Genomic DNA, 25,863 nt, shown 5'->3' with positions numbered 1-25,863 from the left:
TTATGCGAAGTAAATCAGACCCAAATACCACCGTGAAATGCGGGTATGTCTTTCAACTTCGCATAATCGTTTACTTCACATAAGGAGGCGTCCTGTCTCCACTGCTTGCAAATATTGCTCTTTCGGTCCTAGACGAATACTTCTCAACAAAATGGGAAGCACTAGGTTCACAATGGACACGTTATAAGCACAAACGTAATGGTGGAGCCGTTTTTCGGCTGATTCGATATGCCGACGATTTTGTAATCATGGGATATGGTGCCCGTAAGGATGTGGAACTACTAAAAGACGAGGTCAGTACTGTCCTGTCGCAAGTAGGTCTACACCTATCGGAGTCCAAGACCAAAATCTGTCATATCGAAGAAGGTTTTGATTTCCTCGGATGGCATATTCAGCGCCGAAGACAAAGAGGCCGAGACGGAAAGATGGCGGTCTATGCCTATCCATCAAAGAAAGCCTTACTTTCTGTAATGACTAAGGTCAGATCAATCACCAGACGTGAAAAGCATCGGACACTTGCCGATCTTCTAAGAACTCTGAATCCGGTTCTTAGAGGATGGTGTAACTATTTTTACCATGGAGTTTCTTCTAATACCTTCAATTACTTGGACCACTTCAGTTGGTGGCGGGTAGTGCGATGGTTGAGGAAGAGACACCTTGGTTTGAACTGGGGAACCTTACATCGACGTTATCTCCCTGCTTGGGAGATAACAGATGGAAAGGTAGAGATGTTCCGGCCTCAAAAGGTATCGATTATTCGATATCGTTATCGAGGTTCTAAAATCCCCACACCATGGACAAGTAAGTTCGGTTCACCAGCTGTATCGTTGGCATGACTTTGTGGAGAGCCGGATGCGGTGAGAGTCGCAAGTCCGGTTCGGAGGGCGGACCAGAGAAACCCACCAGTTGAAAGGCTGGCAGGGCGCTCTGGTCCGACCCTACTCCTGGCTGCGTGGACCGGTACGTGGAGTTTTTTACTATCTATATTTTGTAACATACTTATCAAGTTTCGTAAGTTTCGCCTCCACCGAGACCAGATTGGAGCTAATCTTTAGTAGAACAGATGTTCGATAAAGCTGTCTAGGTGGATATCTCAGGCTTTATGGTACGCTTCGCTTCAGAGGAAGCATGTGAAGATCATTTGATCAAATTGCTATTGCTATGAGGGATTTAGATGCCCAAAGTGTGACTCTGACCAATTTACCTTAATCAGGCCAAACCATCGAAGAAATGCAGCATCTCGAGCTCCACTTTTTCAATGTAAATCTTTTCACCGTCAAACTAGCGTTACCTCCGGAACCATCTTCCATCGAAGCCATATCTCTTTATCCAAGTGGTTTTCTGCTATCTATCTATCTATTGTCCAACGACAAGCGTGGTCTTTCGGCTACTACCCCCTAGCCATCAGAGCCCTTGCTAAATTCGTTGAAGTATCTTATTCGACTGGCTGGTTGATGCTAAATAAGCTACCTAAGGCAATGGCTGAGCGAAATGGTTTATACAAACTTGGAGGAAACATACAGGTAGATGAGTTCTTTTTGGGTGGTGAGAGCCATGGCAAAGGCTAAAGAGGAAAGGGAACAAAACAAACCAATCTCCTAATTGGAGTATCGATTAGCAATGGAGCTCCTACTCATTGCTTCATGGAAGTAATCAAAGATACCACTGCTAAATCATTCAAAGATGTTTTTGTGAGACGTTTAGATTCCGACACCAAGCTGATAAGTGATGGTAATCCAAGTTACGGGGTATGTGCTGAAAGACCTTGGACTAGCGCACTGGTTCACTCTATCCAAAGACGAACAAGCACATGTAACATTCAAATGGCTCAAGATCCTAAATTGGAAACTGCAAGAAATTTATCGACGGAACCCACCACGGAGATGAAGAACATAAGCAACTTATGCCTCGAGGAATTCGCATACCGATTCAACGCAAGGCACTTTGAAATGTCATTGGTAGAGCGACTTCTCAATACATGTGTGTTTGCGTCTCCACATCCGCTACTCCGCGAATCTGACTCCGAAATGGCTCTTGCTGGTCAACTATCCGCTGCTGTTCTTGGGGATCTACTTGGTATTCATGTGACTACTGCCGTTCGTTTGATTCACGAGGCCGGAGGTGACTGGTCAAACTATGCTGCACAACTCAGCTACACAACTCAGCTACACAACTCAGCTACACAACTCAGCAAAGTAGAAACCACCCAATCAATTGATCTCCTTCTAAGGTAAGTTATGCATCCTTAACGTAGATGGTGGAAATTTAGGCTCTCCTAAAGATATACCCGTTGTACCCATGGTACCCATGGTAAGCCTGACACAGATACAAAAGAAGACCGATGATGGAGATGCGTCATGAAGGAAAGAAGTTCTAAACCATGTAGAAGCTGGTAACGCTCACACTGCAATGTAAACATAAATGATGGAGGTAGACCCTACGAGACCTCCTGCTGGGTTGGGTAAACTTCTAGCTATTCAGGTAATCCATGAGGGGTTATTGAGTTGTGGACGATTGCCAAGCAAGCGATCACTGAAATGTGGAAAACGCTTCGTGTTTACGCACAATCCAACGATCTTCGCCCACAGGCTCAACAACCAGCTACTACTAATCAACAAAAAAGGCTCTATTAATTTCCCTTAGAGCCGCTTACCCCTAAAAACAACCCTATCCAAAAATCACATTAATTTTGGATCATTAAATGGGGACACGCCACCGAGAAAATTAATCACAAACCATGCGGAATAGCAATTTTCAAAGTATGTTTAAAAACCTATTCGACACGAACGGAACATTGCTCATTACCACTAGCGATCGTCCACAACTCAATAACCCCAGTTAGCTTCCTAAAGAGCTAGAGGCCTGAGATCTCAGAGGGAAGGTGGGTATAAATCACACCACAAGTCCGTCATCGATCAACACAGCCAGGAGGTTTCCTATTTGCGAGCTCCAATGGTCCGTTGCGTGACGATAGTGCGACGATTTTGTTATCCAGCTTCGATCTCATGAGCCCAAAGATATTTAGGATTGTCAATTAGTTAGCCAAATTGGCAGACCCAAGTGTAGTCATTTGATCTAGTTGCCGACTTGTCGTCGGCAACTAGATCAAAATTTCGCCACGGATAAGTCGATCAATGAGGAACCTAAATTAACTAGATTTTGGCGGCATGAAGGTGCCAGAAAACCATTAATCTCAAACTAAGCAAATGTGCCAACTATCTTGGCAGTCACCGTAACTCTAGAGTAAAGTTCGCTATTGAGTGATGCATTGAATATTGATTTATTAACGCATGAGCATAAAAGTATTCATGTTAATTGTCTAATTATTTGAGCTTTTTATTTCCTCTTGGTTTGAAATAAGGATTACGATTGTAATTTTTATAGTTAAGCAAGCTAGCGTCAGTTCTTGTAGTATATTGTTACAAACTACTTTGGTGGTAAGACTACAGATATTTCGTTGAATTCCCTTGGTTGCTTTTGCTCGGTGTTTTTTTCAAAGAGATCAATTTAGTCAACTAGGAGCTGAGATGGTCGATAGATATACCTATCGCAGTAATTTTATTCTCGCGCAGCGATTCGGGGCGGGCTTTAGGGGAGTGTCGAAATAAATGGATGGGGTCGACTCCACACAGCGGGTATTTCTGGCTAAGGTAACTCGAGCGCTGGCATTTCCATCGACTCCAGGAATGGTGGTTAAAACTCTGCTTGAGGAGGCTGCTGCCTTCTTTGGTTGTCGGATTATTCTCTTTAGGCGCCATCAGCTCTCGAAGATTTTAAGACCTGTCCTTACTTCAATTGATGCGCTGGAGGATTTTAAGTATCAGCGTAGAGAGATTGAATTCGACGACTTAGTCAACTTTAGCCACCTGATAGATGAATATTATGATGGTAAAGCCAGTGGCGAGATAGTTTCAATTGATCCTAGGGATATAAAAGGGCTCTTTGATGGTGGTGCTCCTGCCGTAATGGCAGTTTCCATCCACCTCGGCAACGAGGAAGGCGATTTTTTAGGTTTGTTTGTGGGAAGTTGTCAGGGGACCGCACTCTGTGAATCTTGCGAGATCCTTGATCCCCTAACACACTTTGGTCTTGCTCTCAAGCTTGCATTGAGAGGTTATCAAACCCAGTCCAGGTTGACCGTCGCGGAACGAAAGAATGTGGTTGTCCGTGATCTGGCCCATTTCATGGGTGATGAGTTGTTGGACGATAGTTCTTGGTTGAAAACGCTCATTAGTGGTATTTCTTCGTTGCTTCGGGTCAGCAATGTCAATTTCTACTCTAGAAGCATCGTTGGGGAGGCGGATCCCACCAAAGATCGCTTTGGTTCTTCTGTTAAATTTGTAATGGGTGAGCGCATTGCCGCGACGGGCGAGGCCGACTGGGAATCTTTAAATATCTTTAATTCCATTGATTCTGGAATCGAGACCAGAAGACCAAGTGACTGTCTCACCAGCAGAAAAGGGATAAATTATTCAAGTATCGAGATCCGCTTTGGCCTAGAGCGTATCAACAGGGAGTTTTTTATTCGTATCTCATCAGCTCGTCACTTACGCTTTGATTTGGGTGAGATTCTTATCCTAGAAGAGTTAGTCGCACTTTGTCGGATCGGTCTTGAACTTAGGCATGCACAATCAGATCTAGTCGTAGAGCTTGAGAGGAATCGTTATCTTGCCTTAGCATTAGATCAGGCGGTTGAGGGGATCTGTATTTACGATATGGATCTAGGAATTACCTACGCTAATCAATCCTTTTTAGAACTACATGGTTATAAGCGTAGTGAAATATCGGGTTTACACTCTCGAGATTTTTACGACGAATCCACTCCTGATGATGTCTTGTCGTATCTCCTCGATAGAGTCGACAACGAGGAACGGATCGTCACCGATGTTCTGCGCCGACGAAAGGATGGTTCAAAGTTCCAAGCCACAGTCCTTTTAGGATCGATCAGGGATCGTCATGGGATGGTCGTCGGGCGGATGGCTACGGTTCTAGACGCTAGCGAACAAGCAAAGACGATCGAACTGCTCAAGCAACAGGCAGATAGGGATCCCCTTACGGGTCTTTTCAACAGGCGCCATCTGATGAACGAACTAACTAGGGTCTTGGGTGAGGTTGATGGGCGCGGCAATCCCAAGAAGGTCGGTGTAATCTTCATAGACTTAGACCATTTTAAGTCGATTAACGATACTTTTGGTCATGACGCTGGAGATGAGCTTTTGCGTGTCGTGTCGATAAGGCTGAATGGCGCATTACGACTGGACGATATGGCGGGCAGAATTGGCGGGGATGAATTTCTCGTCCTATTGCCCGGCGTTGGCGGTCTCGTCCAAGCATCACGTATCGCTAAGCGCATTGCTGCCAATCTCTTCGACGATCCTGTAGCAATTGGAGAGAGAACGATTCGCTTTGCAGCATCAATGGGCGTCGCGGTGGGAACTGCTGCAGATTCTACTGCTGAGCAGCTAGTTAAGGTTGCAGATACGATGATGTATCGCTCTAAAGCGACTTCGAAGGGGATTTCGGGTGAACGTACTCGAACGAATCGACCACTCGATATGGCTCTGGCCGATCACGAGCTTGGTGAACTCCTTGAATTGGCGATTGCGGATCCGGTTGGGTGTGGGCTGGGTCTTCACTATCGACCAGTCTTTGATGTCTTTGAGGGTTCCGTTGTAGCCCTTTTGGCTTCAATTGAATGGCAGCATCCAAAAGTTGGATACATTAGTCAAGCTAGATTGGAGTCTGCGGCATCAGTGACAAGGCACTCCTGGAGGATATTTTGGTGGTATCTGACTACTGCCTTTGACGAATGGAATGATCTAGCTCTCCATGACGGTGTGCTCTACGACTTGAATCTATCACTTACGATTCCTGATAAATTGATATTAGACGAAGAGCTTTCGTCGGCAGTAGAGCGAAATATCTTTTCTGGAGGAGTCCGGGCCAATAACGTAGTTTTAGAGATAGATGAAGCTGCATTGAACGGACCACTGACCGACGAGGTGGCCCGTGTTATTCAAAAGATGGGCGATTTGGGACTGACTTTAGCATTGGGCGATTTCGGTCTATATTGTGCCCCGTTGAAGGTGATTGATCTTCCGATTTCGATCTACAAGGTATCCAAGCCCAAGCGTTCTGTTCCTTGGGCTGATAATGAGGGATTTTTGGATTCCATCTCTCGTTTGGCTCGTTCTCGCCATGGCGACGTGATGATTGACAATGTTGATTCACAGAGTGACTTTAACTTTGCGCGGCGTTATACCAGATATTGTGCCGGTAATCATCTTGGCCGCTCCTCTTCAGCCTTGTCGCTTCCAAGGAACTTGGAGAGGTATAAGAACCGAATTACAGGACTTCTTGGCCAAGGGTGATTTGTTTTGGTTTTTGATTTACCAGGATGGGATTTCTTTGAGAAACTCAGTAGGGCTATCCGTCATATTGGTAATTTTTATTTATGAGTTTTTTGAAGTCTGCCCCCCCCCAAAAAAACTATCTAGTTTCATCGTCAAGTTAGAGGTATCTATAGTCTTCCGCATGGTTGGTTTGATTTTTTCGGCCGTAGGATGAGAGATTCATGGAGATTACCATCTCTTAAAGGATGTTGCCAACCAAGACTAAGGGTCGAATTATCTTGATACCAATCGAGCTTGATTTTTTCTGATCGAGTTTTTCAAAGTAGTATCTTCTCCAAGATAATATTTGATTGCCAATGGTGCTAGTGAAATTGGTAGCTTAGCCATGACAGACAATGACCCAATTGGCTTTCACCCCAAATGGCGAATCAAATAAGTGGCTGAAAAATTCGAAGTTAGAAGTGAATTAGTCTATTGAGAGCCCTCAATAGTGACCTTCATAATTGCCTTTATGGAAGTTTTCGATGGGTTCGTTTTTTGACCTATACCACAAAAAAGACGAAGAATCCCCTGGGTGCTTTGGGGGTCGTCTCCATTGTCGCTTTTTTAATTTTGGGGGCCTTCATCTTGGAGCCGACGGCCAACCAAATGGCCGCTCTGGTGATCCAATTCGGAGCCTACCTTATCCTAATTGCATACCTAATGACGGTAGTGGGAGCTTTTGTCTTTGTTCTAAAGACAACTAAATCTATCCTTCCACTTCTGATCTTGGCCCTTGGGGTAGCCATTTTGGCCTTCATTATCTATAAGACCTTCTCTCCATTTCCAGCGGCGTCCTTTAGCTATGTTGTGTTTGGTGGTGGGCTATGGGTGCTCATGGGAGTTGGACTTACATTGGTACCCACCATTAGATCGTCTATGGTGGATTCTTCTTTACTGGTTATCACGAGGGCGCTCTATGGAGGAAGTTCGAGCCCCTTATGATAGTTATAGTTTGGATTGGGCGATAATTGCCAGGTAACTATTTCTGGGTTGGAATGAAAAATGGCGAAAAGGAGACGATATTTGCAACGAGGCATTGAGAATTGGAGCGAATTTCTTACCAGCTTTCACCAAGAGCGAGCCGGAATAACTGAAGATATACTATCACGCTCGGCAAACCAAGATCTGTACCCCTATCGATGGCTAGAGAGTGCCCTACCGGCATCGGGGCGGATCCTAGATCTTTGTTGTGGTTCTGCGCCGATACTGTCGTCGCCGACTGTGGCTCAAAGTGTTGTGAGGATTGATCGTTCACTTGGTGAGCTCGAAGTGGCCAAGGAGCATGGTAGATCTGGATTAGTTGCCGCAGACGCTACTAAGTTGCCATTTCGTAGCGACATCTTCACTGGGATCTCAATTTCAATGGCGCTGATGTTGGTCGAGCCGCTTCTTGGAGCTCTTGATGAGATCCATAGGGTGCTTGAAACTAAAGGCTATGTTACAGCTTTGCTTCCGGGAGGATTTCCGCTTTCGCTCTCAGATTTAAATACTTATAGGATGATTCTCTCCTACCATGACGCGTCACGACAGACTTATCCAAATGGCCGGATGTCTAAAAAGATTGTAAGCCTTTTCACCCAAAGAGGTTTTATTATGACTTTGAATCAAAGAAAGGTCTTTACCTTCTCTTTCGAAAAGAAGAGCGATGCATTGTTGTTTGTCAAGTCACTTTATATCCAAAGTCCCAACAAGCAGTTGGAGCCTCTTATTGATAAGGTCTATGCCAAGGCTAAGGTGACTATTCCTCTTCGGTTGGTCGGATTTCGCAAGGTACTTTAGTCTCTCAAGTGGGAGCTCAATTGAATTAGTTCCATCGTGGTTGCTAGAGGGTTTGGCGGATTCAATAGAGGGTGATTTGACTATAGGTCCCTTGGTCGTGGCTCGATCACATCAATGGATTGATATTGATGTGATCTGGCGGCTTCATAGATCTCCGCTTGGTGGCTAAAAAAAGAGCCCTAGCTCAGTGTCGAAAGAGCTAGGGCGCCAAATTGCGAGCTATCTAAGACAAAGTCAGGGGGTCTATCTATACCAAAAGTGGAGCTTGCCCAATTGTTACTGGTGTCACTAAGGGGAAATGGCAAGCAGCTTCGTGAATGCCGCCGAAGTTTGACATCGGCGGTTCCTCGTCAGAGCAGATCGGCTGCATCCGATCACACCGAGTACGAAATCGACAACCAGAAGGGGGGTTGATGGCCGAAGGGAGTTCACCCTTTATCACCCTTCTGTTCTTAGTTCTTTCAAGTTCTGGCTCTGGGACCGGCACTGCCGACAAAAGGGCTGCAGTGTAAGGATGGGCTGGATTTTCGTATATATCGTAACCGTTACCGATCTCCACAAGCTTTCCTAGGTACATAACCCCGATTCGATCTGCCAAGAATCTAACCACAGATAAGTCGTGAGAGATGACGACGTATGTGAGTCCGTGCGTGGATTGAAGGTCCTTCATTAGGTTCAAGACTTGGGAACGAATAGATACGTCTAATGCTGAAACCGGTTCGTCAGCCACAATGAGCTTCGGATTGAGCGCAAGTGCTCGTGCCAAACCGATTCTTTGTCGCTGACCTCCTGAGAATTCATGGGGGTATCGTTCTACCGCTTTTGGACTCAGTCCTACTTCTCCAAGTAGCGAAACAACTTTGGCATCTCGTTCGGAACGTGTTCCAATCTTGTTGATTTCAAGTGGTTCTCGAATGATCGAGCCCACTCGCATCCTTGGATCAAGACTGGCATAGGGGTCCTGAAACATCAATTGCAAGTTACTACGTCGAGTACGGAGCTCGCTCTCTTTGAGGCCAAATAGGTTTTCCCCATTGAACTCGATGGTGCCAGAGGTAGGCTTTTCGAGAGCTACCATCATGGAACCAGTAGTTGATTTTCCGCAGCCAGATTCACCTACGATCCCCAAAGTTTCGCCTTCGTAGATCGTCAAAGATAGATCCGAGACCGCCTTTAACGTTCCAGCCTTTCGCTGAAGGATTGCGCCTTTTGTTATGGTGAATTCCTTGGAAACGTGGTCTAATACCATGATGGGGCGACCCGTTGGTACATAAGGAGCCTCTGCTTCCTCTAGAGTACGCGTCTCAACCTTAACGTGTTCAGTCTCGATGCCGATTGGGTGAAAGCATGCATAACTGTGGCCGTCATAGCTATTGAGCTCAGGTGAGGTAGTTACGCAATGGTCATCGGCTAAGCGACATCTTGCTGCGAAGCGGCATCCCTCTGGTGGATTTGAGAGGTCGGGAGGTATGCCTGGTATCGAATAGAGCCTCTTTGTAGTCCCGTCGATCTTGGGAATTGACGCTAAAAGAGCCTCGGTGTATGGATGGTTCGTTGCCGAAAATATCTTATCGGTTGGTGCTGATTCAACAACCTTGCCAGCATACATAACTGTAACTCGGTCTGCACGCCCAGCGATCACACCCATGTCGTGCGTGATGAGCAGCATGGCCATTCGAAGCTGATTCTTTAGCGTATCGAGAAGCTCGAGAATCTGGGCTTGAATGGTCACGTCGAGGGCAGTTGTTGGTTCGTCAGCAATGAGGAGCTTTGGCTCGCAAGCCAGAGCCATAGCGATCATGACACGTTGACGAAGGCCACCAGATAGCTGGTGTGGAAAGTCGCCGATTCGTTCAGATGGTTTAGGCATTCCTACTAGATCAAGGACCTCCATTGCGCGCTTGAGGCCATCGGCTTTGGATACGCCCTTGTGCAAGACGACAGATTCAGCTATCTGTGTGCCGATTGTCAGACATGGATTCAAAGAAGTCATGGGATCTTGAAAGATCATTCCTATGTCGTTGCCTCGGACTTTTCGCATTTGGGGCTCTGTGAGTTTTACGAGATCTTCGCCATCTAAAGTGATTGAGCCACCAGCGATGTAGCCAGAAGAGGGAAGCAATCGCATGATTGACATTCCGGTCATGGTCTTACCGCAACCGCTCTCTCCGACCAGACCTACAGTCTCTCCAGCATTTATCGATAGTGAAATACCACCTACCGCTTTGACTTCGCCCTTTCGAAGGCGAATATTTGTCTTAAGGTCTTTTATCTCTAATAAAGACAAGTTCATCTCCAGAATTAAGACCCCGTAATTTGGAATCTGTGATCGGTTGCAAGGTTGGAATTCTTATTGCGCTATCTACCTAAGTAGGTAGATAGCGCCTCTGAGGTTCGTTACCTCTTTTGGAGTCGCACCTCAAGTGAGTCTCTTATTGCATCGCCAATTAAGTTGAATGCTACGACTGTGAGAATGATCGCAAAACCAGCAGGGTAGATGAGCCACCAATAGCCGTCATAGACGTAGTTGACGCCGTCTGAGAGCATGCTACCCCAGTTTGCCGCGGGAGGTGGAAGGCCAAGTCCCAGATAGGAGAGGGTTGCCATGATCAAAATCGCATCAGCGATCTGAAATGTGGCATTGACGACAATGGTCCCAATGGCATTAGGAATGATGTGCCTAACGACTATTCGACGGGATCCTCCGCCCATAACACGGACTGCCTTCACATAGTCCCTGACTCTTAGGGTCAATGCTTCACCGCGGACTAGTCGTGCCGGTGAAAGCCACGAGACGGCTGAGATCACTATGATTAGGAGTTTTAGCGTTGGCTTGAAGACCGATGCTAGGAAGATCAAGAGCAATAGAGTTGGGATTGACAAAAGAGTATCGACGATACGCATCATGATTGTATCGACAATGCCGCCGACGAAGCCAGCTATGGCGCCCCATAGAACTCCGATAAAGGTAGCGATTATTGCGACGCTAAAGCCGATTTCAAGAGATGATTGTCCACCGATCATCAGTCTACCAAGGACGTCATAGCCATTTTGATCTGTGCCCAATGGATGATGGCCACCAGGTGCAGCTGTAATGTTATAGGTCGTGGCTACCTGATTAGTGTGGTAGAAAAGAGGACCAATAAAGCAGAATATGGCTGCTATAACGACCAAGCCGACTCCTACGATCGCTAACTTGTTCTCAAAAAAGGTCTGAAGGATTAACTTAAATTGGGATCCGCTGGCATAGGCTTCACCTCCCTCTGGGGATGATGGAGTGTTGGTCCCAATCTTCGAATTTGGATCGTTTACAGGAGAGCCATATGCGTCTAGATCTTCAGTTTTGGACATTTTTCACCTCATTTCTTACAGTTGTTGTTGGATTTAGCAACTTTATTCTCGTCAAATGGTTAGCAATTTTGGTGCAAAGCTTTGGTGGTAATCTCATCGGTACCGCACTCTTGGGTCGAGAACTGCATAGGCTATATCGGCTATAAGGTTTCCCACTACAGTTAGAACGCCAACGAAAATGATGATTCCAAGGAGGAGCGAATAGTCCTCTGTATTGGCAGCATTTATAAAGACGAAGCCGGTTCCGGGGAAGTTGAAAACCGATTCAGTTATAACACCTGCTGTGATGAGACTTGGTAGAGACAGGCCAACCAGGGTTGCAATCGGAATTAGCGCGTTGCGAAGCATGTGCTTGAAGAGAATTGTTCTTTGACTCAAGCCCTTTGCCTTTGCTGTTCGAATCCAATCCTGTGCTAGTGCTTCGATCGCAGAAGAGCGCATATAGCGCGAGAACGATGCGTAGCTGACGAGTGTTAGTGTCAGAATGGGAAGTACTAATCCTGAAGGATGAGCCAAGATAGCTCCAAGGTTTGCGCCTTGAGGTGCCTCTGCCGGAAGGAAGTGGACGTTGACGGCGAGAAAAAGGATTAGGATTATTCCGAGCCAGAAAGACGGCATCGAATAGAGTAAGAAAGAGATTGAAGTAGCAGTGTAATCAAAGATTCCATTGCGCTTGACTGCTTGGTAGATACCTATCGGAATTGCGATTATCAACGAAAAGACTAGCGCCGATCCAACCAGCAGGATAGATTCAGGCACCGTTCTAATGAGAATCGAATTCACAGTTTGATTCAATTTGTAGGATCGTCCAAGGTTGCCTTGAAGCAGGTGCCACATGTAGACAAAATATTGGACTACCACTGGCTTATCTAGTCCATTTTGATGGTTGAAAGCCGCTATCTGAATCGGGGTAGCCCTAGGACCAATGATCGCTTTGGCAGGACCGCCTGGCAGGAGATGTTCAAGAATAAATGCAATTATTGATACACCGATAAGCACGACGATCGATTGACCTATTCGTCGAACTAAAAAAGCAATCAAGCTTGACTCCATTCATCAGATATGGTTGGTTTTTGGGAACATCTTTCGGGACCAAAAGGATTCTAGCAGTTCCCGTCGATTGATGTTGAATTGTTGACGCTAAGGAAGATGATTGTCCTGCTGCCTTAGGTCCTAGGAGTGGTTTTGGGTAATGTGGGGCTGGTAACACATGATTTACGCCGATCCTAGACGATATCATTTTCATATATCGCTTGATCGGCGTAAATCGTCTTATTGGATTGGTCCGACCTCTCGCATAATCCTCGATGGGTCTTACTTGGAGGTCGAACCTTTTAGCTTTGCTTTGGCCTACTTGGTGTAGTACCAGAATTCTGGTAGCAAGACGCCAAATGCATTGTGTTGAATACCATGAAGAGTAGAGCGGATCTCACCTAGTTCGTAGTCAGGGTTTGGCTGAAATAGAACTGGCAAGTTGGTCGCTATGTAGTCTTGGTAGGCATTTAAGGCTGACTGGGACTGTGAGGCTGGCGCAGTGTGGGTTGCAGCAATCAATTTGTCCGCAGTTGGGCTGGAATAGCTACCGAAGTTTGATCCAGCGCCAGTTGCGAATAGTCCACCACCGGTAGGGTAGTAGTCAGGTGCATACGTCCAGCCACCTGCCCAGTTTTCCATATTCCACTTACATGCAGCCTGGGTTGCAGTACATGGTGTGGCATTGGAGATAACTTGGTTGAAGGTTGACGAGGAGACATTTATTGTAATACCAGCTTGAGCAGCAGCCGACTTGAAGGCAGCCATAGCTTGCTGTACTGCTTGAGTACCAGATGCATATTGCAAATTGAAGTTCATCTGGGCACCTTGGGCAATTCCGGCACCGCACTGAGTTGCCCCTGTTCCAGGTGAGGTACAGGTATCAGTTCCATTTGGCGTTACAGTCCATCCATGCGACTTGAGAAGGCTTACCGCCGTCGAAACCGAGTATGGAAATGGATTGGTCTTGGATTGCGAATCAGCAAAGGCAGCCGACGGTACAGTCGGAACTGGACCATAGGTAGGAACTGCATAACCCTTATAGAAGGATGAAATCCACTGCGGTTGGTCGATCAGGTGCTGGAGCGCTTGACGTACGTATGGTTGCTGGTAGATCGGTCCAACTGTTGGGTTGTTGAAGTTGAGTACCCAATAGTTGAAGGAGAACAAGATCCATGGACTAAAGGTGTAGCCCTGCGACGCCATAAGGCCCTTTTGAGCTACGTCCGTTACTGGGATATATCCGTAGTCGATGCCTGTGCCGGTTCTAAGAACGTTGTATTCAGCAGTGTCAGAGGTAAAAGGCAGCTCAATAAACTTAGAGAGGCTTGCCTTTTGAGTACCCGAATACGCTGGGTTTGGCACGAAGGTCGCTTTGCCGGCATTGGTAAAGCCCGAAAGTTTCCATGGGCCATCTACAACTGACCAAATAGAGTTTGGAGCCGCAAAGGTTGTGGTGTTCTTTGAGAGACTATTGAGATAGTTATAGACTGCGACTGCGCCTGCGGTCGTTTGGTCTGGAGCATTCGTTGCGGTTGGCGATGGAGGGGTTTGACCCGCTGCTGTGATATCCCAGGCCATTGGCATTGGGGTAATCTGCGACAGTTCATTGTAGGTGAACCAAGTGGGGTTATAGCTCTTGTTCAAGTTGAAGACAACGGTGGAGCTGTTAGGAGAGCTCATTGAGACGATGTTGTCGGGGAATGCGCCAGGTACATAGGCTGCCCAATTGGCCTTGTTTGCCTTGACCATATTCATCCAAAAGAGAACGTCACGGGCGTTGACGGTTTCACCATTGGACCACTTGTAGTTCTTGAGGGTAATCGTTACAGTCTGATCATTGTTTGAAAAGACAGGCGGATTAGCCAAACTGAGGCTGTTGTTGATAAGAACGTCACTACCATTTCCAAAGAAATAAAGGGGACGGTACATCAACTCTTGGAATTGCGAGAGGTTGGCAACTGAGAAGTATGCGCCGCTCGCAAGAGGGAATATATAGTTAGGGGTCGCGTTAGGACCTTCCGCAAATGTTGCGGTGCCTCCTGCGACCTTCGTGGTTGCACCGTTACTACTACTGCTAGATGTACCACTAGTACTCGATGACGTCGACGACCCACACGCGGCTAACAAAGTAGCCGTTGCTGCGGTCGAAGCTAGTGCTGTCGCGATGCGACGCGTTTTCTTCGACAACATTTTCTTAGAACCTCCTGAGAAACAACGATGACTAAAGCAAAGATAGTCGCAAAATTACTGATTGGTAAGTCGCTGTTTGTAATTTGTTCACATTTATCGTTACCGAAACAAAGTAGCACGGGAAGTGAGTTTTATGCATGCATGCATATTTAATTAAAAGTTTCCTGATTGAGGGCCCTTTCTTTCACTTGTAACTTGCTCTAATTGCCTCTAACGACCTTTAGAATTATTTTTAGCAACGGTTTCCGTGGCTTGGTGAGCTAATTTAGGGATAATTTGAGGATATATAGCTATTGTAGTCGTATTTAAGTAGGTATGGAATCCGTATAAGACCTTGAAATTATTTTCAAACAACTATTAGGAGTTGCCCCGTATCGTGAAATCTCATATCTGTAAATTGATATATGCTTGCTTATTGCTCATCTATGTGTGCAAGGTTTAAGTACGTTTTATGGTAAGGCAATTCGTTTATATTAAAGATTGTTCTCTCTTAGTTGAGGCGTTTTGATCAGTTTGGCGTTTCTAAAAGCAAAAGGGGCGTTGACGGTTTCCATTTTTCGTATGCTGGCCAATCGCTGCTAACCTATCGCGCATTTGTTGGCGGAGTTGAGTGATAGTCCCAATGGTTCTAAGGTGACTGATAGTAGTAGTGTTAGGGTCTTAATAATTTTCTATGCGCTTTAGGGGGTTGCTATTTTGCCTCGATCCGCTAAGGTCGGGTATCCGATTGGGTTTTAGCTGCTTAGATCTTCTAGCGGAGCTGCTAAATTTAGCTGCTAATTGGGTAACTTTGATGCTGAAGTGCTATCGCGGGTGATTCCGAGATAAGTTACCTTTAGTCCGACTTTTCAAGCTATAACTTTTCCAAACGGTAACTGGAACTTGTTTTTTTTAGAGATCTCCCTAGAGCAGTTCATAACATAGGTTGTAAAAATAAGTGCCTCAAACCGGTAATCTAAATAGGTCGTCCAGATAGGTGACTTTTTCGGTTTCTACTAGTTGGACTTCAGGTAGTAGAACCTCAGGTAGTTGAACCTCAGGTAGTTGAACCTCAGGGTGGCCCTCTAAATTATTTCGCCTTGAATGCGTTTTGGAAGTTTTTATGCCCCAATCATCGTTTGTGAGATGGTCGCAGTTTTGATCGTTCCGAGTTGATCGCTACAGCATGGGCCGTTTCTTATATAAATGTTTCTGCCGTGTATTGATACTTAAAGGATATCTTTGGCCTTAGCCAGGTTCTGATTTGCTTTAGCTTTTTGTGAATTCTAAGATAATTACGAATTTTTACTTTGTCTATATAGACGCTATCAAGACTAAAGATTTGAGGAATCACCTGGTCCGATGATTTTTGCGACTTGGTCCAAAGATGAAAGAAAAGCTGCCCTCCTTGATTTTTGTTCAAGGTGCTCAGATCCCTCAGATTGCAATTGAGGAGTTCTTTTGTTTTTGCTAGACCAATTACTGATTTTAGGTCAGCCACCTCTCTCTATTCTCTATCGGTGCGTTTGGTCGTCGCTAGTGATGCTTTGGACCTCGCAAGTCGTGCTCTTAGAAGTTCACCTCTCGGCATGCGTTGAGGTATTGGCATGCCCTGAAGTTCTAAGAGCACAAGGAGTGGAAAAACCGGAGTGATTTGGTGCCGACCCTCGCAATGGAGTGTCTCTTGGGGCATTAATACGCCATTACAGATGGGGTATTGCCTTGTAACTAAAGTGACGAATCTAAAGTCTATCGCGATTCAATTCGAGCGACAGAGCGCTGTCTAAAGCCCATTGATCGATGGTTAGCGACATCGGGGTTAGGCCTATCGCTCGATAGGCCTAGAGATCGCATGTTGTAGGTTGTCTTATTCACATGGTTGCTATTTATTTGGCTGTGGGGTCACGCGGAGATACGGCTTTAGCTTGGCGTAGCCCTTGGGAAACTTCGCGGTGGCCTCTTCGTCGGTGAGAGCCGGTGAGATCACAACATCGTCGCCATCTTTCCAGTTGACAGGAGTTGATACCATGTATTTGTCGGTCAGCTGTAAGGAATCGAGAACTCTTAGTATCTCTTTAAAGTTACGACCCGTCGATGCTGGATAGGTTAAGGTTAGACGAAGTCTGCGTTGATGGTCTATTACAAAGACACTTCTGACAGTCGCCGTAGTCGAAGCGTTTGGGTGTATCATCCCAAATAGATTTGCGATAGTAGCATCGGGGTCGCCGATCATCGGAAAATTCACGACCTGGCCCTGGGTCTCTGCGATATCTTTTTCCCATTCAACATGATTATCTACCGAATCCACGCTCAGTCCGATTACCTTGGTGTTTCGAGTAGCAAAGTCGCCTCTTAGTCGCGCAACTTCACCAAGTTCAGTCGTACATACGGGTGTGAAGTCTTTTGGATGTGAAAATAGAATGGCCCAACCTTCCCCGATCCAGTCGTGGAAATTTATAGTCCCCTGGGTGGTGGCTGCCTCGAAATCTGGGACGATATCCCCAAGCTGTAGCGCCATATGATCTCCTTTGAATAGGTCATTAATCGTTGTTTCTAGAGTAAAGTTATAACATAATTAAAGCGATTCCCGACCAATTTGGTCGAGAATATGGGGATTACTTAGATCTTGACCCATAATTATCTAAAGCCGCCTCTATTTAGATACTAGGTCGTAGTGAGTTTATGGAATAAAGTTTGACTTGTGTTGAGGTTGGTTCTGGTCGACTGCATCTCAATTCACCAGGAATCCTCAAGGCCATTGATCTAAATTAAATGACAAATATTGCTTTTTAATCACGGGGCGACTTTAGAGGGATCTATGATATGATCACAAGGGTTACCATGTTGGATGTAGACAAAACAGGCTAGTAGAATCAATCTTGAGATAAAGATCTTGTCGATTAAAACCTAGTTCCCATTGTGGTGGTGACCTTGTGATTTTTCCTGGAATTCGAGACCCTACCCGCGTTACCTAAGGTTGCTGTTGCATGTCGATAATTGGAATGGACGGAGTCTCAACTTGGATTTGAAGGGTAAAGGTGAATTTGATAGTGGTCACAGCCATGGTGTCGAGAATCTCGGTGCCTCCTCCTATTATTTTTGGGTTTTAGCTTTAAATTTAGTTTTCTTTTTTGGGGTGCTTATAGAGGGTTTCAAAAGCCACTCATTGACACTAATTTCAAATGCATTTCATTTGATTGGCGATGTAGTTGCGCTGGCAGTATCGCTTTTTGCTTCAGTTCTAGCCAGAAAGCCAGCCTCTCTTCGTAATAGCTTTGGATTAGTTAGAATAGAAGTTTTAGCAGCACTAGCAACTTCGGTACTCTTGATTGTAACCTCATTTATCATCCTTTATAATGCGGGCTCGAGACTCTTACTTACAAATTACGGATCGATCCCGTCCCCATCGTCTTCGGACCTAACGTGGTTCGGATTTATTGGTGTTATTGTCAATTTGATATCTGTAATGATTGTAGCGAGGGCGGCAGGTGAAGCAACATTGCGCCGCTCCAACATAGTTCATTTTATCTTTGACGCGCTTGGATGGATGGTAGCAATTTTAGCTGGAATTGTTGCACTTTTGATAAATTTTAAACCGATTGACGCTATTGCAAGCATAATAATATCGATTCTGATTATTGGCGCTGCGATTCAGATACTTACAAATGTCACAAAGATTCTTTTGGACTCTGCTCCAAATGAGGTGGATCCAATTGCAATTCGTGACGAAATTGTCCAGCATTTTACTCAGGTAGAGGAGATACACCATCTCCATATTTGGTCGTTAAATTCTGCTCAAACTGCCCTATCTGTTCATGTAGTGATATCAGGGGAGCCGTCGCTTCACGTCGCTCAGGAGTTGGCTATTTCTATCAAAGAGTATTTAAGGGCGACCTTTGGGATTGACCACTCGACCATCGAAGTGGAATGCCATCTATGTGATCAGCCTCTTCACAGCACGAATGGCGAACATCATCATTGATTCAATGGAGTGGTAGCGAGCGTCTTTACTTGAGAGACCATGGTTGTGACAGTACGAAACGATTCACCGATTGTGTGTGTTTTCCAACAGCGTTGCTTCATCTATAGTTCTTTGGTCTGTTTTGCTTTTTTAGAGATGGCTGATGATCTATAAGGTTTGGATCGGGGTTATGGCATCGAATGGACTCCAGGGCGAGATTTAAAAGAATACTTTGTGTCACGATTTGATAGATTGAAAAGAGCAGGTTTCGAGGGAATTGTTGATTTTATGAGCGGGGCACCTTCTTGTGTGATCGTGATTTGACGGTTAGATTCAACTTCGGCCGAAGCGAACGTTATATAACGAAAGCATGAGCACCAATATGACCATATTTGAAGGGTTTATAGAGACCGGGCTTGGTTAGCTATGGTCTGATTAGCTTTGCAATCGAGATTGGCATAGTGGAACGGATCTTTGCGCTTTTAGTTTCGAGATTAGAGAGTGGTATAAAGAGCTCTCTGAATGGAATGCTTTTCTAGCTTTGTTGCAGCAAGAGTAATTATGGAATCGATTCTTGACTTTATCTATTCATTCATGTTTTTTTCTAATGCAAGATTAAGGACAAAATTTAAATAGGGAAAACGATTCCATCTTTAAACGATTTTATCTCTACGATTAGGCGTAGTTCTTGGAGAATCGGACCCCAAGGACTACGCCTGTCAAATATATATGCGCAGGACTATCCGAGCGAAGTAACTATTATTCCTCGAAGCAGAGTAGTCACGACCTGGTCGACGTCTGCTGGCGAAAGAGACTGCTTTGAGAGCATCTTTCGCGCTAAGACCATCCCAAAGGCCATCTCGGTTACGATTTCAGGGTCAAGGCCGTGCTGGAGATATCCTTGTTCGATGCCATGGGTGATTGACTTTGTCAAAAGCCTGTCCTTGAAGGCTCGCCAGCGTCGATCGACCAATAGCGAGAGACTTTCAATTGTTTGTGCTTCTCCAATCAAGCGTGAAATAGCGGTTCCATTGCGTCCCTCAAAGAGTTGGACAATTTTTATCACGACGCCCTTTAGGTCGTTCTCAAAGTTACCGCTGAATCCGACGATGGCAATCTTGTCGAATTCTTGACCGAGAGCTTCTTCTACCAGTTCTGCCTTTGTCTTCCAATGGCGATAGATGGTGGACTTGCCGACCTTGGCGTTTCTGGCTACCGCTTCAATCGTGACGCTTGAGAAACCTTTTTCACTAAGGAGCTCCAATGTCGCGTTGATGATTCTTTCGTGCGCCTCTTTGCTTCGTGGTCGGCCTCGCTTGCGTCCTCCGCCTGCTAATTGAGCTGCTTTTTCTAGATTTGCTTCAAGATTGTCTATCATTTAAATATCGCTATCGTTATTGTTTTTCTTGTGCTTTAAATCAATTGGCTTTGGTCATATTTATTTTCGGCACTTTCTTATCTGTTTACTAGGATACTTGAAAAGTAGCATTTAGGTATGAATCTATCGATTTCTTTACCGAAACTTAATCGTTCACATGGGACCGGAACTCGAGAACGGCGATCCTATTCTCACACTTTTGGGTCCGGGGCCTGGGCGGGATAAGGCGGTGAACTTTTGAATTAATCCCAGATCGCTTGCCTGAATTAAAGGCCGGCATGGCGGATGGTTTAGTGGCGGGGTTTTTTGAGATATAACGTTACTGGGGAATTAGTCATCTAATGTTGACTCAGTGTCGCATATATTCTATCGATGACCCAGGTGAAGATCAGAGTTCCCTTGGCTATTTCCTTTGTCCTACGTTTATTAGCTCTTCATTACCAGAGATCGATATCAAGAATCGATATGGAGCCTTCGGAAGATCCAACTCGTCTTTTGGGCGATTCGAATCTTTACGCGTGAGATATTTCTGATTCTGATTTGGAATTCCCTGGCTTGAGAAGCTTTTGGAGGCGGCACTTAATGTTGCGCTATTGCCGTTGCGCTATTGCCAATGGTAGGTCGTACTTGGAGATAGTGCCTTTTCCATATGATTTGGAGATGTGATCATTCTGACTAGGCACGCCCTGTGGCGTATTGGTCATTGTGCCTGAGTCGCAGTTATGGATAATTTCAAATTGAGCCACGAGACGAGCTCGCTTACTTTTGAAGATCGGGTCGATAACTTTCGTTATTTTTTATCAGAAAAAGCTATCCTGGACAGTTCGAATCTTCCGAGAATCACCATTAGAGATGTGACCGACACCAATGCGCCGCCAAATAGCGTTGTATTGCTGTGGTCTTGTATCGCAATTGCGATTCCAATTAGGCACCAAAGGGCGAAGAAGATCGAATCAAAGCCAATTCGCGATCGCAAGAGCGAGCTTAGCTTAGAGATCTCCATCTCAAAGATTCTTCGATCGATCTCATTGCTAAATTTTGTTGAGCAGCTGGCGCCGGGACTGTCGCATTCAGGTTTTCCACATCCGCCAGAGGAGTCACACTCACTGGGAGATGCCCATCTCATCTTTTCATTTCTCCAATTGATGAATCCATAGAGGAATAAGAGTACGCCAATAACAACTGAGATAGCGATCGCAGCGGCAGCGCCCAGGGTGAAGGTCAACGAGACTGCTAAGAGGAGAAGCGAATACAGCCAAAGGCTCGCGCAAAGGAGGCCGAACCTTTTGGCGTTCTTATATGCCGATAACTTTGCAGAAAAGCTTGTTCCTATCGTTACATTAGTTCTAGTTTCGCTCAACTTTCGCCTTTCAAGTCGAAAAGTAGTTTAGCAATTTAGGTTTCATGGTCAGTGGGGTTAGCTTTCGTTTGGGGAACTTTTATTAATTTTGCGGGGGCTAGTTCTTGACCTAGGGAGAACTTACGACTGAATTTGGACCAAATCTCCATCTCTACCTGGGCAAGTTCTTGTTTTTGGGTTAACAATGTAGGCACTAAATTACTGGACAGATCTAGTGGCATCTGCTAGGCTATCTGGTATAGCTCGTCGCGGTAGTGGGGTTCATGTACATACCACTCGTCGTAACTACAAGGACAAGGTCTATGAGAGCCATCTCCTTCGAAGGTCTTATCGCGAAGACGGTAAGGTCAAGAATGAGACCTTAGCCAATCTCTCTCATCTTCCTTCTGTAACAATTGAAGTTATTCGTGAATCATTAGCTGGTAAAAGCCATGTAGTAGCAGGAGGGGAATTTGAGATAGAGAGATCTCTATTTCATGGCCATGTAGCAGCAATAGCTGCAATGGCCAATAAGTTGAAGCTTGCATCTCTATTGGGTCCAGAATCCAAAGAGCGAGACATTATCCTCGCACTTGTAATAGCAAGAGTGACAAGTCCTTCTTCTAAGCTTGCCACCACCCGGTGGTGGCAAGACACTACTATCGCTTGTGACTTTGGTGTTGGTGACGCTTCTACTGATGATCTATATGGAGCAATGGATTGGATATTACAGCGTCAAGGGGCTATTGAGACCCAACTAGCTCGACGTCATCTTACTGAGGGTAGCCAACAAGGTGGAACCCGACTTCGCGATAGTGCTAAAGGAATTGGAGGCTGGCAAGCGACAAAACCTTACCAGATACCTGCTTTGGTGCGAATATGAATACGAGGTAGGCGAAGATCATGCCTATGGATACTCAAGTTTCTGTGAGAAACTTGCCCGTTTTGATGAATCCAAAGAGATATCGATGGTCCTTCATCACGCTCTAAGGTGACGTTGCAATGGTTGACTACGCCGGGCAGAAAATACCAATTTATGATTGCACAAGTGGCGAGGTAAGTTTCGAAGCGTCAATATTTGTTATGACTCTTGGTTATTCGGGATACGTCTATGTCGAGGCCCAGAGGTCACAAGATATCGCCAACCTCATGGAGGGCCATTCTCGGGGGTTCGAATTCATAGGAGGTGCATCGATTGAGCGTCTTCGCCGAGTGCCGCTTGGCATAGAAAGTCCCATAGGAGTATAAGTTACTTATCTGGGTGAATAGGTAATTTTATTTGTAGCGTCTACGTGAATGACCACCGGAGAATGGCCTTTCACTTCGCTTTCTTCAAAGTCAGCGTAGGTGAGTATGATGACTTTATCTCCCACGTGTACTAGCCTAGCAGCGGCACCGTTTAAGCATACCTCACCTGGCTTTCCAACTAAGGCATAGGTCTCTAACCGGGCGCCATTATCGATGTCAACCACCATCACCTGTTCGTTTTCGAGAATGTCCGCTGCGGCGAGCAACTCCGGACCGATGCTGACCGAACCGACATAGTGTAGGTTAGCGTCGGTAACCGTGGCACGGTGGATTTTAGCCTTTAGCATTCTCCGTCGCATCGCTCCAGTCCTTTCGATGTAGTTATTTGGGGTCAATTCTGCGACCACCCTATGGTCTAGAGCTGGGCACTTACTAAAGTCCCGGGAATTTCGAAATGATCTTCCTCTGGATTCGTGGCTGTGGCACAACTTGCGACCAACATTAATGTACCTGAACTTCGGTACTAGATGCCTCGTTTTTTGAGATTTATTTGTACAAAAACCTCCCGTTATTGGATTAGAAAGTCATCGTTGTCTCTTTGAGGATTATGAACAACTCTCAGCCGGGGGTAGGACTAAAGGGCAGCTGATTCCAAAACAGCGTATGCGAATCACAACCCTTTAGTTCGAATCTAATAAAGCTAAAAATAAAACTCTTAGATCCAATTACCGGACTTTTTATTTCTTTGGATCCAAAGAAATGTCCGAGGAGAGTTCTTGAATTTGAAGCAACCATTTCGTGTAAATGCGTTGCTATCGAATACGCCAACATGCTCATTTCGCAATAGCCCCTGTGCTGGGTTAAAAGTACTGGTAAAGATTTTGGAATGCTCACGGTTGACCGTATTGATGCCGGAACCTCCACCATGGCCGTGTACCGCAATGTGTTCTGGATTCCCTTTCCTCGCCCATGAGGAGCCCACCAGGAGCCCATGAGGATCAGAGAGTCGAGATATTTGTTTTGACCTAGCCTTAGCGCTTGCTTGAGATATGTCTTCGATAATGACGTATCGAGGTCTCGAGCCTGGAAGTTGTGGAACCCTGCGAGACTCGCATGTTCTGTTTTCGGCTCCATGGACCACTTCTTTGATTGTAGCGCCCGAGATGGTCCATAGTTATGCCTTTGCGCGCCTGAAGCGACCTTGGTGTCTCCTCGCATCCAGGTTACTTCTGGCAATGCGTCGTCCATGTCTGGAACAGCATTTCTCTTTGATCGAGCATGAAGTCTGTTCTTTTCATTGCCGGTCTCATTCGAGCCTTTTGTCATAGGACTTAGCACTGGGGCATATTCGCTACTATGACGAACTCCGACCTTTTAGTAGCGGCCTCCCTGGTTTCCCAGTCAAGCCCCTAGTACAGGCCCGGTAGAGTCTTGGTTAGGTGCGCAACGTCGTAGCTTACGTGGATGAAGGCTCGCTTGTGGTCTTCATCGAGTACAACCTTGATGTTGCCTGATGCTAAAGAGATGACAGACGGAAGTAGTGGAATGCGTTTTTATTGCGAGTGTTAATGCCAACAACCTTGAAATATCGTCTGGTTTTGCCTTTATGGGTGTCATTGTCGACCACTAAATACAAGCTCTGAACACAAGCTGGAGTCCAGAGAGATGGAGCGAGACTCGATAACTTTCGGCCAATTATTGCCAAGTGTATTCTCGAATGACACGGTGTGGGTACGAGGCTATCCTTCACTCTTTTTGTAGAGATAGCCACAGTGGAATTCTCTGGCAAACCTCCAGCCATGATCTGGCCAATTGTGACGCATTGTGTCATACAAGCCCAGGTATGATGCCTATCATCCTCGTCGCTGAAGAGTCTACGCCTCTTTGCCTTGATATTACCTCTGGCAAGAGGGGAATCGAAATGACGAATGCAGGTGTCTGCGGCATCAAAGGCGGCTGGGTCCATCAGATGGACATTGATGCGCTCGAGGTGTAAGCGGGGTATAAACTTTGTGCCGTGACGGAGTCATGGAAGCTCCTGCTTCTACCTATTAATCTCCATGGGCTAATCTGGCCAAGCTAAGCTGCCAATACGCCTTTGGGCCGCTATAGTGCCCAACTGCCGAGCACACCTCGTCTACTTTTCCTCGTTGAGCGGTAATATAACTAGGCGTATCGCGCGTTTCATAACACTAACCACAGGATGAGGCTGCGACATGCAGTAATGGCTTTGCCTCTTTGGCTACATCTTGAAGCCCTTCGATAACCCGTTTGTTTTTTGGTTGTGTGATCCATATAGCCTGGCCGAGAATACGGTCACGATCTCAATGACATCATCTTCTAGATCTTCTTTGGCGGTAGAGTCCTCGCTAACGTCGATAACGATTACCTTAACACCCAAACGCTCACCATCACTCCAGCCAACAAAGCTATCTCGTGGACGACATGCAAGCGCAGCAGCTCCGAAGCCAACCAGCGCCAACCATTCCCCGTCTGGAGATAGCGCTACATAGCGCATCGTTTCACTTACGAGACGGTGACCGAGCCAGTGATGCTCATCGAGACCAGCATCGAAACGGGCCTGCTCGCTCAGAAGGATAGGACGAACGCTTATCCGGCCCACATCGATTGGCGGTTCTTGCATCCTCTATTTCTAACAGCTACTGAAACAAAACGTCAATCCTGTTGTGTCAGGCCAGGTAAAGCGACATTCAGCTGGACTTCGCAATGGCCCTGGCTGGTACCCGTAGGCGAGTAGCCAGTCGCCAGGGGGAGGCGGCGAGCGACACGGGAGAGGATGTATGAGGCGAGGTTCACAACACGTACCTGAGGAAGAATGAGAAACCTCGCGTTGCCAACCACAAGGTGCAGCCGTGCTTCGCGGGTCGCTTTGTCCCAGCCGATATAGTTATCGCGTGGTGCGCAGCTCCATGGCGAGGCAGCGAAGCCGATCGCAGCGATAGTTCCAGAGGAGCTCTCGATGAGATAGCGCCCCTCAGCACCGGCAAAGGTGGTGTAGCCGAGGTAGTGGTAGCTTGCAATGAGGTTTCGCCAGCGCTGCTTTTGGGCTTTGGTATCTGCTATGGCGAACTTGATTGGACAGAGATCGTCGAGCGATTCAGGATAGGCAAAGGGTAGCTCAGCGATTGGCTCTGCGTAGCGGGTGATGCGGCCGTTGCCGTTGCCATGCAGTGGCTTAGGCAAGGTG

General features: G+C 46.1%; 18 protein-coding genes and 2 pseudogenes. 8 read left to right on the top strand and 12 right to left on the bottom strand.

What is annotated here, in order from left to right:
* Positions 1–92: 92 nt before the first annotated feature.
* The 5 genes and pseudogenes from AXFE_RS14815 to AXFE_RS14790 all read left to right on the top strand — a co-directional run bounded on the left by AXFE_RS14815 (position 93) and on the right by AXFE_RS14790 (position 8,174).
* A complete protein-coding gene (locus AXFE_RS14815; RefSeq protein WP_320408788.1) occupies positions 93–836 on the top strand; it encodes a group II intron maturase-specific domain-containing protein in 744 nt (247 codons plus the stop codon).
* 248 nt (positions 837–1,084) lie between these two features.
* A pseudogene (locus AXFE_RS19515) lies at positions 1,085–2,039 on the top strand (IS1595 family transposase); the annotation flags it as partial.
* A gap of 1,569 nt (positions 2,040–3,608) precedes the next feature.
* Positions 3,609–6,371 (top strand): diguanylate cyclase, encoded by a 2,763-nt coding sequence (locus AXFE_RS14805; protein WP_052606725.1) that lies wholly within the window; start codon positions 3,609–3,611, stop codon positions 6,369–6,371.
* A gap of 519 nt (positions 6,372–6,890) precedes the next feature.
* Entirely contained in the window at positions 6,891–7,337 is a 447-nt protein-coding gene (locus AXFE_RS14795) for a hypothetical protein (protein ID WP_152626130.1), read from the top strand.
* 81 nt (positions 7,338–7,418) lie between these two features.
* Positions 7,419–8,174, top strand: coding sequence for a class I SAM-dependent methyltransferase (locus AXFE_RS14790; RefSeq protein WP_052606722.1), 756 nt, complete (start codon positions 7,419–7,421; stop codon positions 8,172–8,174).
* A 247-nt stretch (positions 8,175–8,421) separates the two neighbouring features.
* Here AXFE_RS14790 and AXFE_RS14785 read toward each other — a convergent pair whose 3' ends face one another.
* From AXFE_RS14785 to AXFE_RS14755, 6 genes are all read right to left on the bottom strand, one after another.
* Positions 8,422–10,467: an ABC transporter ATP-binding protein gene (locus AXFE_RS14785; RefSeq protein ID WP_052606721.1), complete on the bottom strand. Its 2,046-nt coding sequence runs from the start codon at positions 10,465–10,467 to the stop codon at positions 8,422–8,424.
* A gap of 104 nt (positions 10,468–10,571) precedes the next feature.
* Positions 10,572–11,525, bottom strand: coding sequence for an ABC transporter permease (locus AXFE_RS14780; protein ID WP_082058801.1), 954 nt, complete (start codon positions 11,523–11,525; stop codon positions 10,572–10,574).
* 93 nt (positions 11,526–11,618) lie between these two features.
* Positions 11,619–12,566 (bottom strand): ABC transporter permease, encoded by a 948-nt coding sequence (locus tag AXFE_RS14775; protein ID WP_052606729.1) that lies wholly within the window; start codon positions 12,564–12,566, stop codon positions 11,619–11,621.
* Positions 12,567–12,875: 309 nt separating this feature from the next.
* On the bottom strand, positions 12,876–14,750 hold the full coding sequence (locus AXFE_RS14770) for an ABC transporter substrate-binding protein (RefSeq protein ID WP_052606720.1): 1,875 nt from the start codon (positions 14,748–14,750) through the stop codon (positions 12,876–12,878).
* Positions 14,751–16,236: 1,486 nt separating this feature from the next.
* The gene (locus tag AXFE_RS14760; RefSeq protein ID WP_052606718.1) at positions 16,237–16,422 is read right to left on the bottom strand and encodes a hypothetical protein; all 186 of its coding nucleotides are present in this window, start codon (positions 16,420–16,422) and stop codon (positions 16,237–16,239) included.
* Between the two features lie 189 nt (positions 16,423–16,611).
* Complete coding sequence (locus AXFE_RS14755; protein WP_052606717.1) at positions 16,612–17,247, bottom strand: peroxiredoxin; 636 nt, start codon at positions 17,245–17,247, stop codon at positions 16,612–16,614.
* Positions 17,248–17,706: 459 nt separating this feature from the next.
* On the opposite strand from AXFE_RS14755, the gene AXFE_RS14750 reads away from it, so the two are divergent.
* Positions 17,707–18,711 carry a cation diffusion facilitator family transporter gene (locus AXFE_RS14750; protein WP_082058800.1) on the top strand — a complete coding sequence of 335 codons (1,005 nt, stop codon included), beginning with the start codon at positions 17,707–17,709 and terminating at the stop codon, positions 18,709–18,711.
* Positions 18,712–19,429: 718 nt separating this feature from the next.
* On the opposite strand, the gene AXFE_RS14745 is transcribed toward AXFE_RS14750, so the two are convergent.
* The gene (locus tag AXFE_RS14745; protein WP_052606715.1) at positions 19,430–20,068 is read right to left on the bottom strand and encodes a TetR/AcrR family transcriptional regulator; all 639 of its coding nucleotides are present in this window, start codon (positions 20,066–20,068) and stop codon (positions 19,430–19,432) included.
* Between the two features lie 790 nt (positions 20,069–20,858).
* Complete coding sequence (locus AXFE_RS14740) at positions 20,859–21,428, bottom strand: hypothetical protein (protein ID WP_052606714.1); 570 nt, start codon at positions 21,426–21,428, stop codon at positions 20,859–20,861.
* Between the two features lie 214 nt (positions 21,429–21,642).
* Here AXFE_RS14740 and AXFE_RS14735 point away from each other — a divergent pair, with 214 nt between their 5' ends.
* Positions 21,643–22,290, top strand: coding sequence for a hypothetical protein (locus AXFE_RS14735; RefSeq protein ID WP_052606713.1), 648 nt, complete (start codon positions 21,643–21,645; stop codon positions 22,288–22,290).
* A 119-nt stretch (positions 22,291–22,409) separates the two neighbouring features.
* On the top strand, positions 22,410–22,655 hold the full coding sequence (locus AXFE_RS14730; RefSeq protein ID WP_052606712.1) for a transposase: 246 nt from the start codon (positions 22,410–22,412) through the stop codon (positions 22,653–22,655).
* A gap of 5 nt (positions 22,656–22,660) precedes the next feature.
* Here AXFE_RS14730 and panD read toward each other — a convergent pair whose 3' ends face one another.
* From panD to AXFE_RS14705, 4 genes and pseudogenes are all read right to left on the bottom strand, one after another.
* A complete protein-coding gene (gene panD / locus AXFE_RS14725; RefSeq protein ID WP_052606728.1) occupies positions 22,661–23,014 on the bottom strand; it encodes an aspartate 1-decarboxylase in 354 nt (117 codons plus the stop codon).
* A gap of 259 nt (positions 23,015–23,273) precedes the next feature.
* Positions 23,274–23,981 carry a hypothetical protein gene (locus AXFE_RS14720; protein WP_152626129.1) on the bottom strand — a complete coding sequence of 236 codons (708 nt, stop codon included), beginning with the start codon at positions 23,979–23,981 and terminating at the stop codon, positions 23,274–23,276.
* An 866-nt stretch (positions 23,982–24,847) separates the two neighbouring features.
* Positions 24,848–25,029 (bottom strand): annotated as a pseudogene (locus AXFE_RS21825) (IS607 family transposase); the annotation flags it as partial.
* Positions 25,030–25,331: 302 nt separating this feature from the next.
* On the bottom strand, positions 25,332–25,863 hold a 532-nt coding region (locus AXFE_RS14705; protein WP_152626128.1), incomplete at its 5' end, for a Druantia anti-phage system protein DruA.

The sequence above is a fragment of the Acidithrix ferrooxidans genome, from assembly GCF_000949295.1.
GTDB classification, from domain to species: Bacteria; Actinomycetota; Acidimicrobiia; order Acidimicrobiales; family Acidimicrobiaceae; genus Acidithrix; species Acidithrix ferrooxidans.
This window is presented reverse-complemented; position numbering and strand designations above follow the sequence as displayed.

Excerpts from the sequence above, each read along its gene's own strand:
- AXFE_RS14805 (WP_052606725.1), top strand. The coding sequence starts at position 3,609 with ATGGATGGGGTCGACTCCACACAGCGGGTATTTCTGGCTAAGGTAACT.
- AXFE_RS14785 (WP_052606721.1), bottom strand. The coding sequence starts at position 10,467 with ATGAACTTGTCTTTATTAGAGATAAAAGACCTTAAGACAAATATTCGC.
- AXFE_RS14780 (WP_082058801.1), bottom strand. The coding sequence starts at position 11,525 with ATGTCCAAAACTGAAGATCTAGACGCATATGGCTCTCCTGTAAACGAT.
- AXFE_RS14770 (WP_052606720.1), bottom strand. The coding sequence starts at position 14,750 with ATGTTGTCGAAGAAAACGCGTCGCATCGCGACAGCACTAGCTTCGACC.
- AXFE_RS14760 (WP_052606718.1), bottom strand. The coding sequence starts at position 16,422 with ATGCCCCAAGAGACACTCCATTGCGAGGGTCGGCACCAAATCACTCCG.
- AXFE_RS14755 (WP_052606717.1), bottom strand. The coding sequence starts at position 17,247 with ATGGCGCTACAGCTTGGGGATATCGTCCCAGATTTCGAGGCAGCCACC.
- AXFE_RS14745 (WP_052606715.1), bottom strand. The coding sequence starts at position 20,068 with ATGATAGACAATCTTGAAGCAAATCTAGAAAAAGCAGCTCAATTAGCA.
- AXFE_RS14730 (WP_052606712.1), top strand. The coding sequence starts at position 22,410 with ATGGTTGACTACGCCGGGCAGAAAATACCAATTTATGATTGCACAAGT.
- panD (WP_052606728.1), bottom strand. The coding sequence starts at position 23,014 with ATGCGACGGAGAATGCTAAAGGCTAAAATCCACCGTGCCACGGTTACC.
- AXFE_RS14720 (WP_152626129.1), bottom strand. The coding sequence starts at position 23,981 with ATGACAAAAGGCTCGAATGAGACCGGCAATGAAAAGAACAGACTTCAT.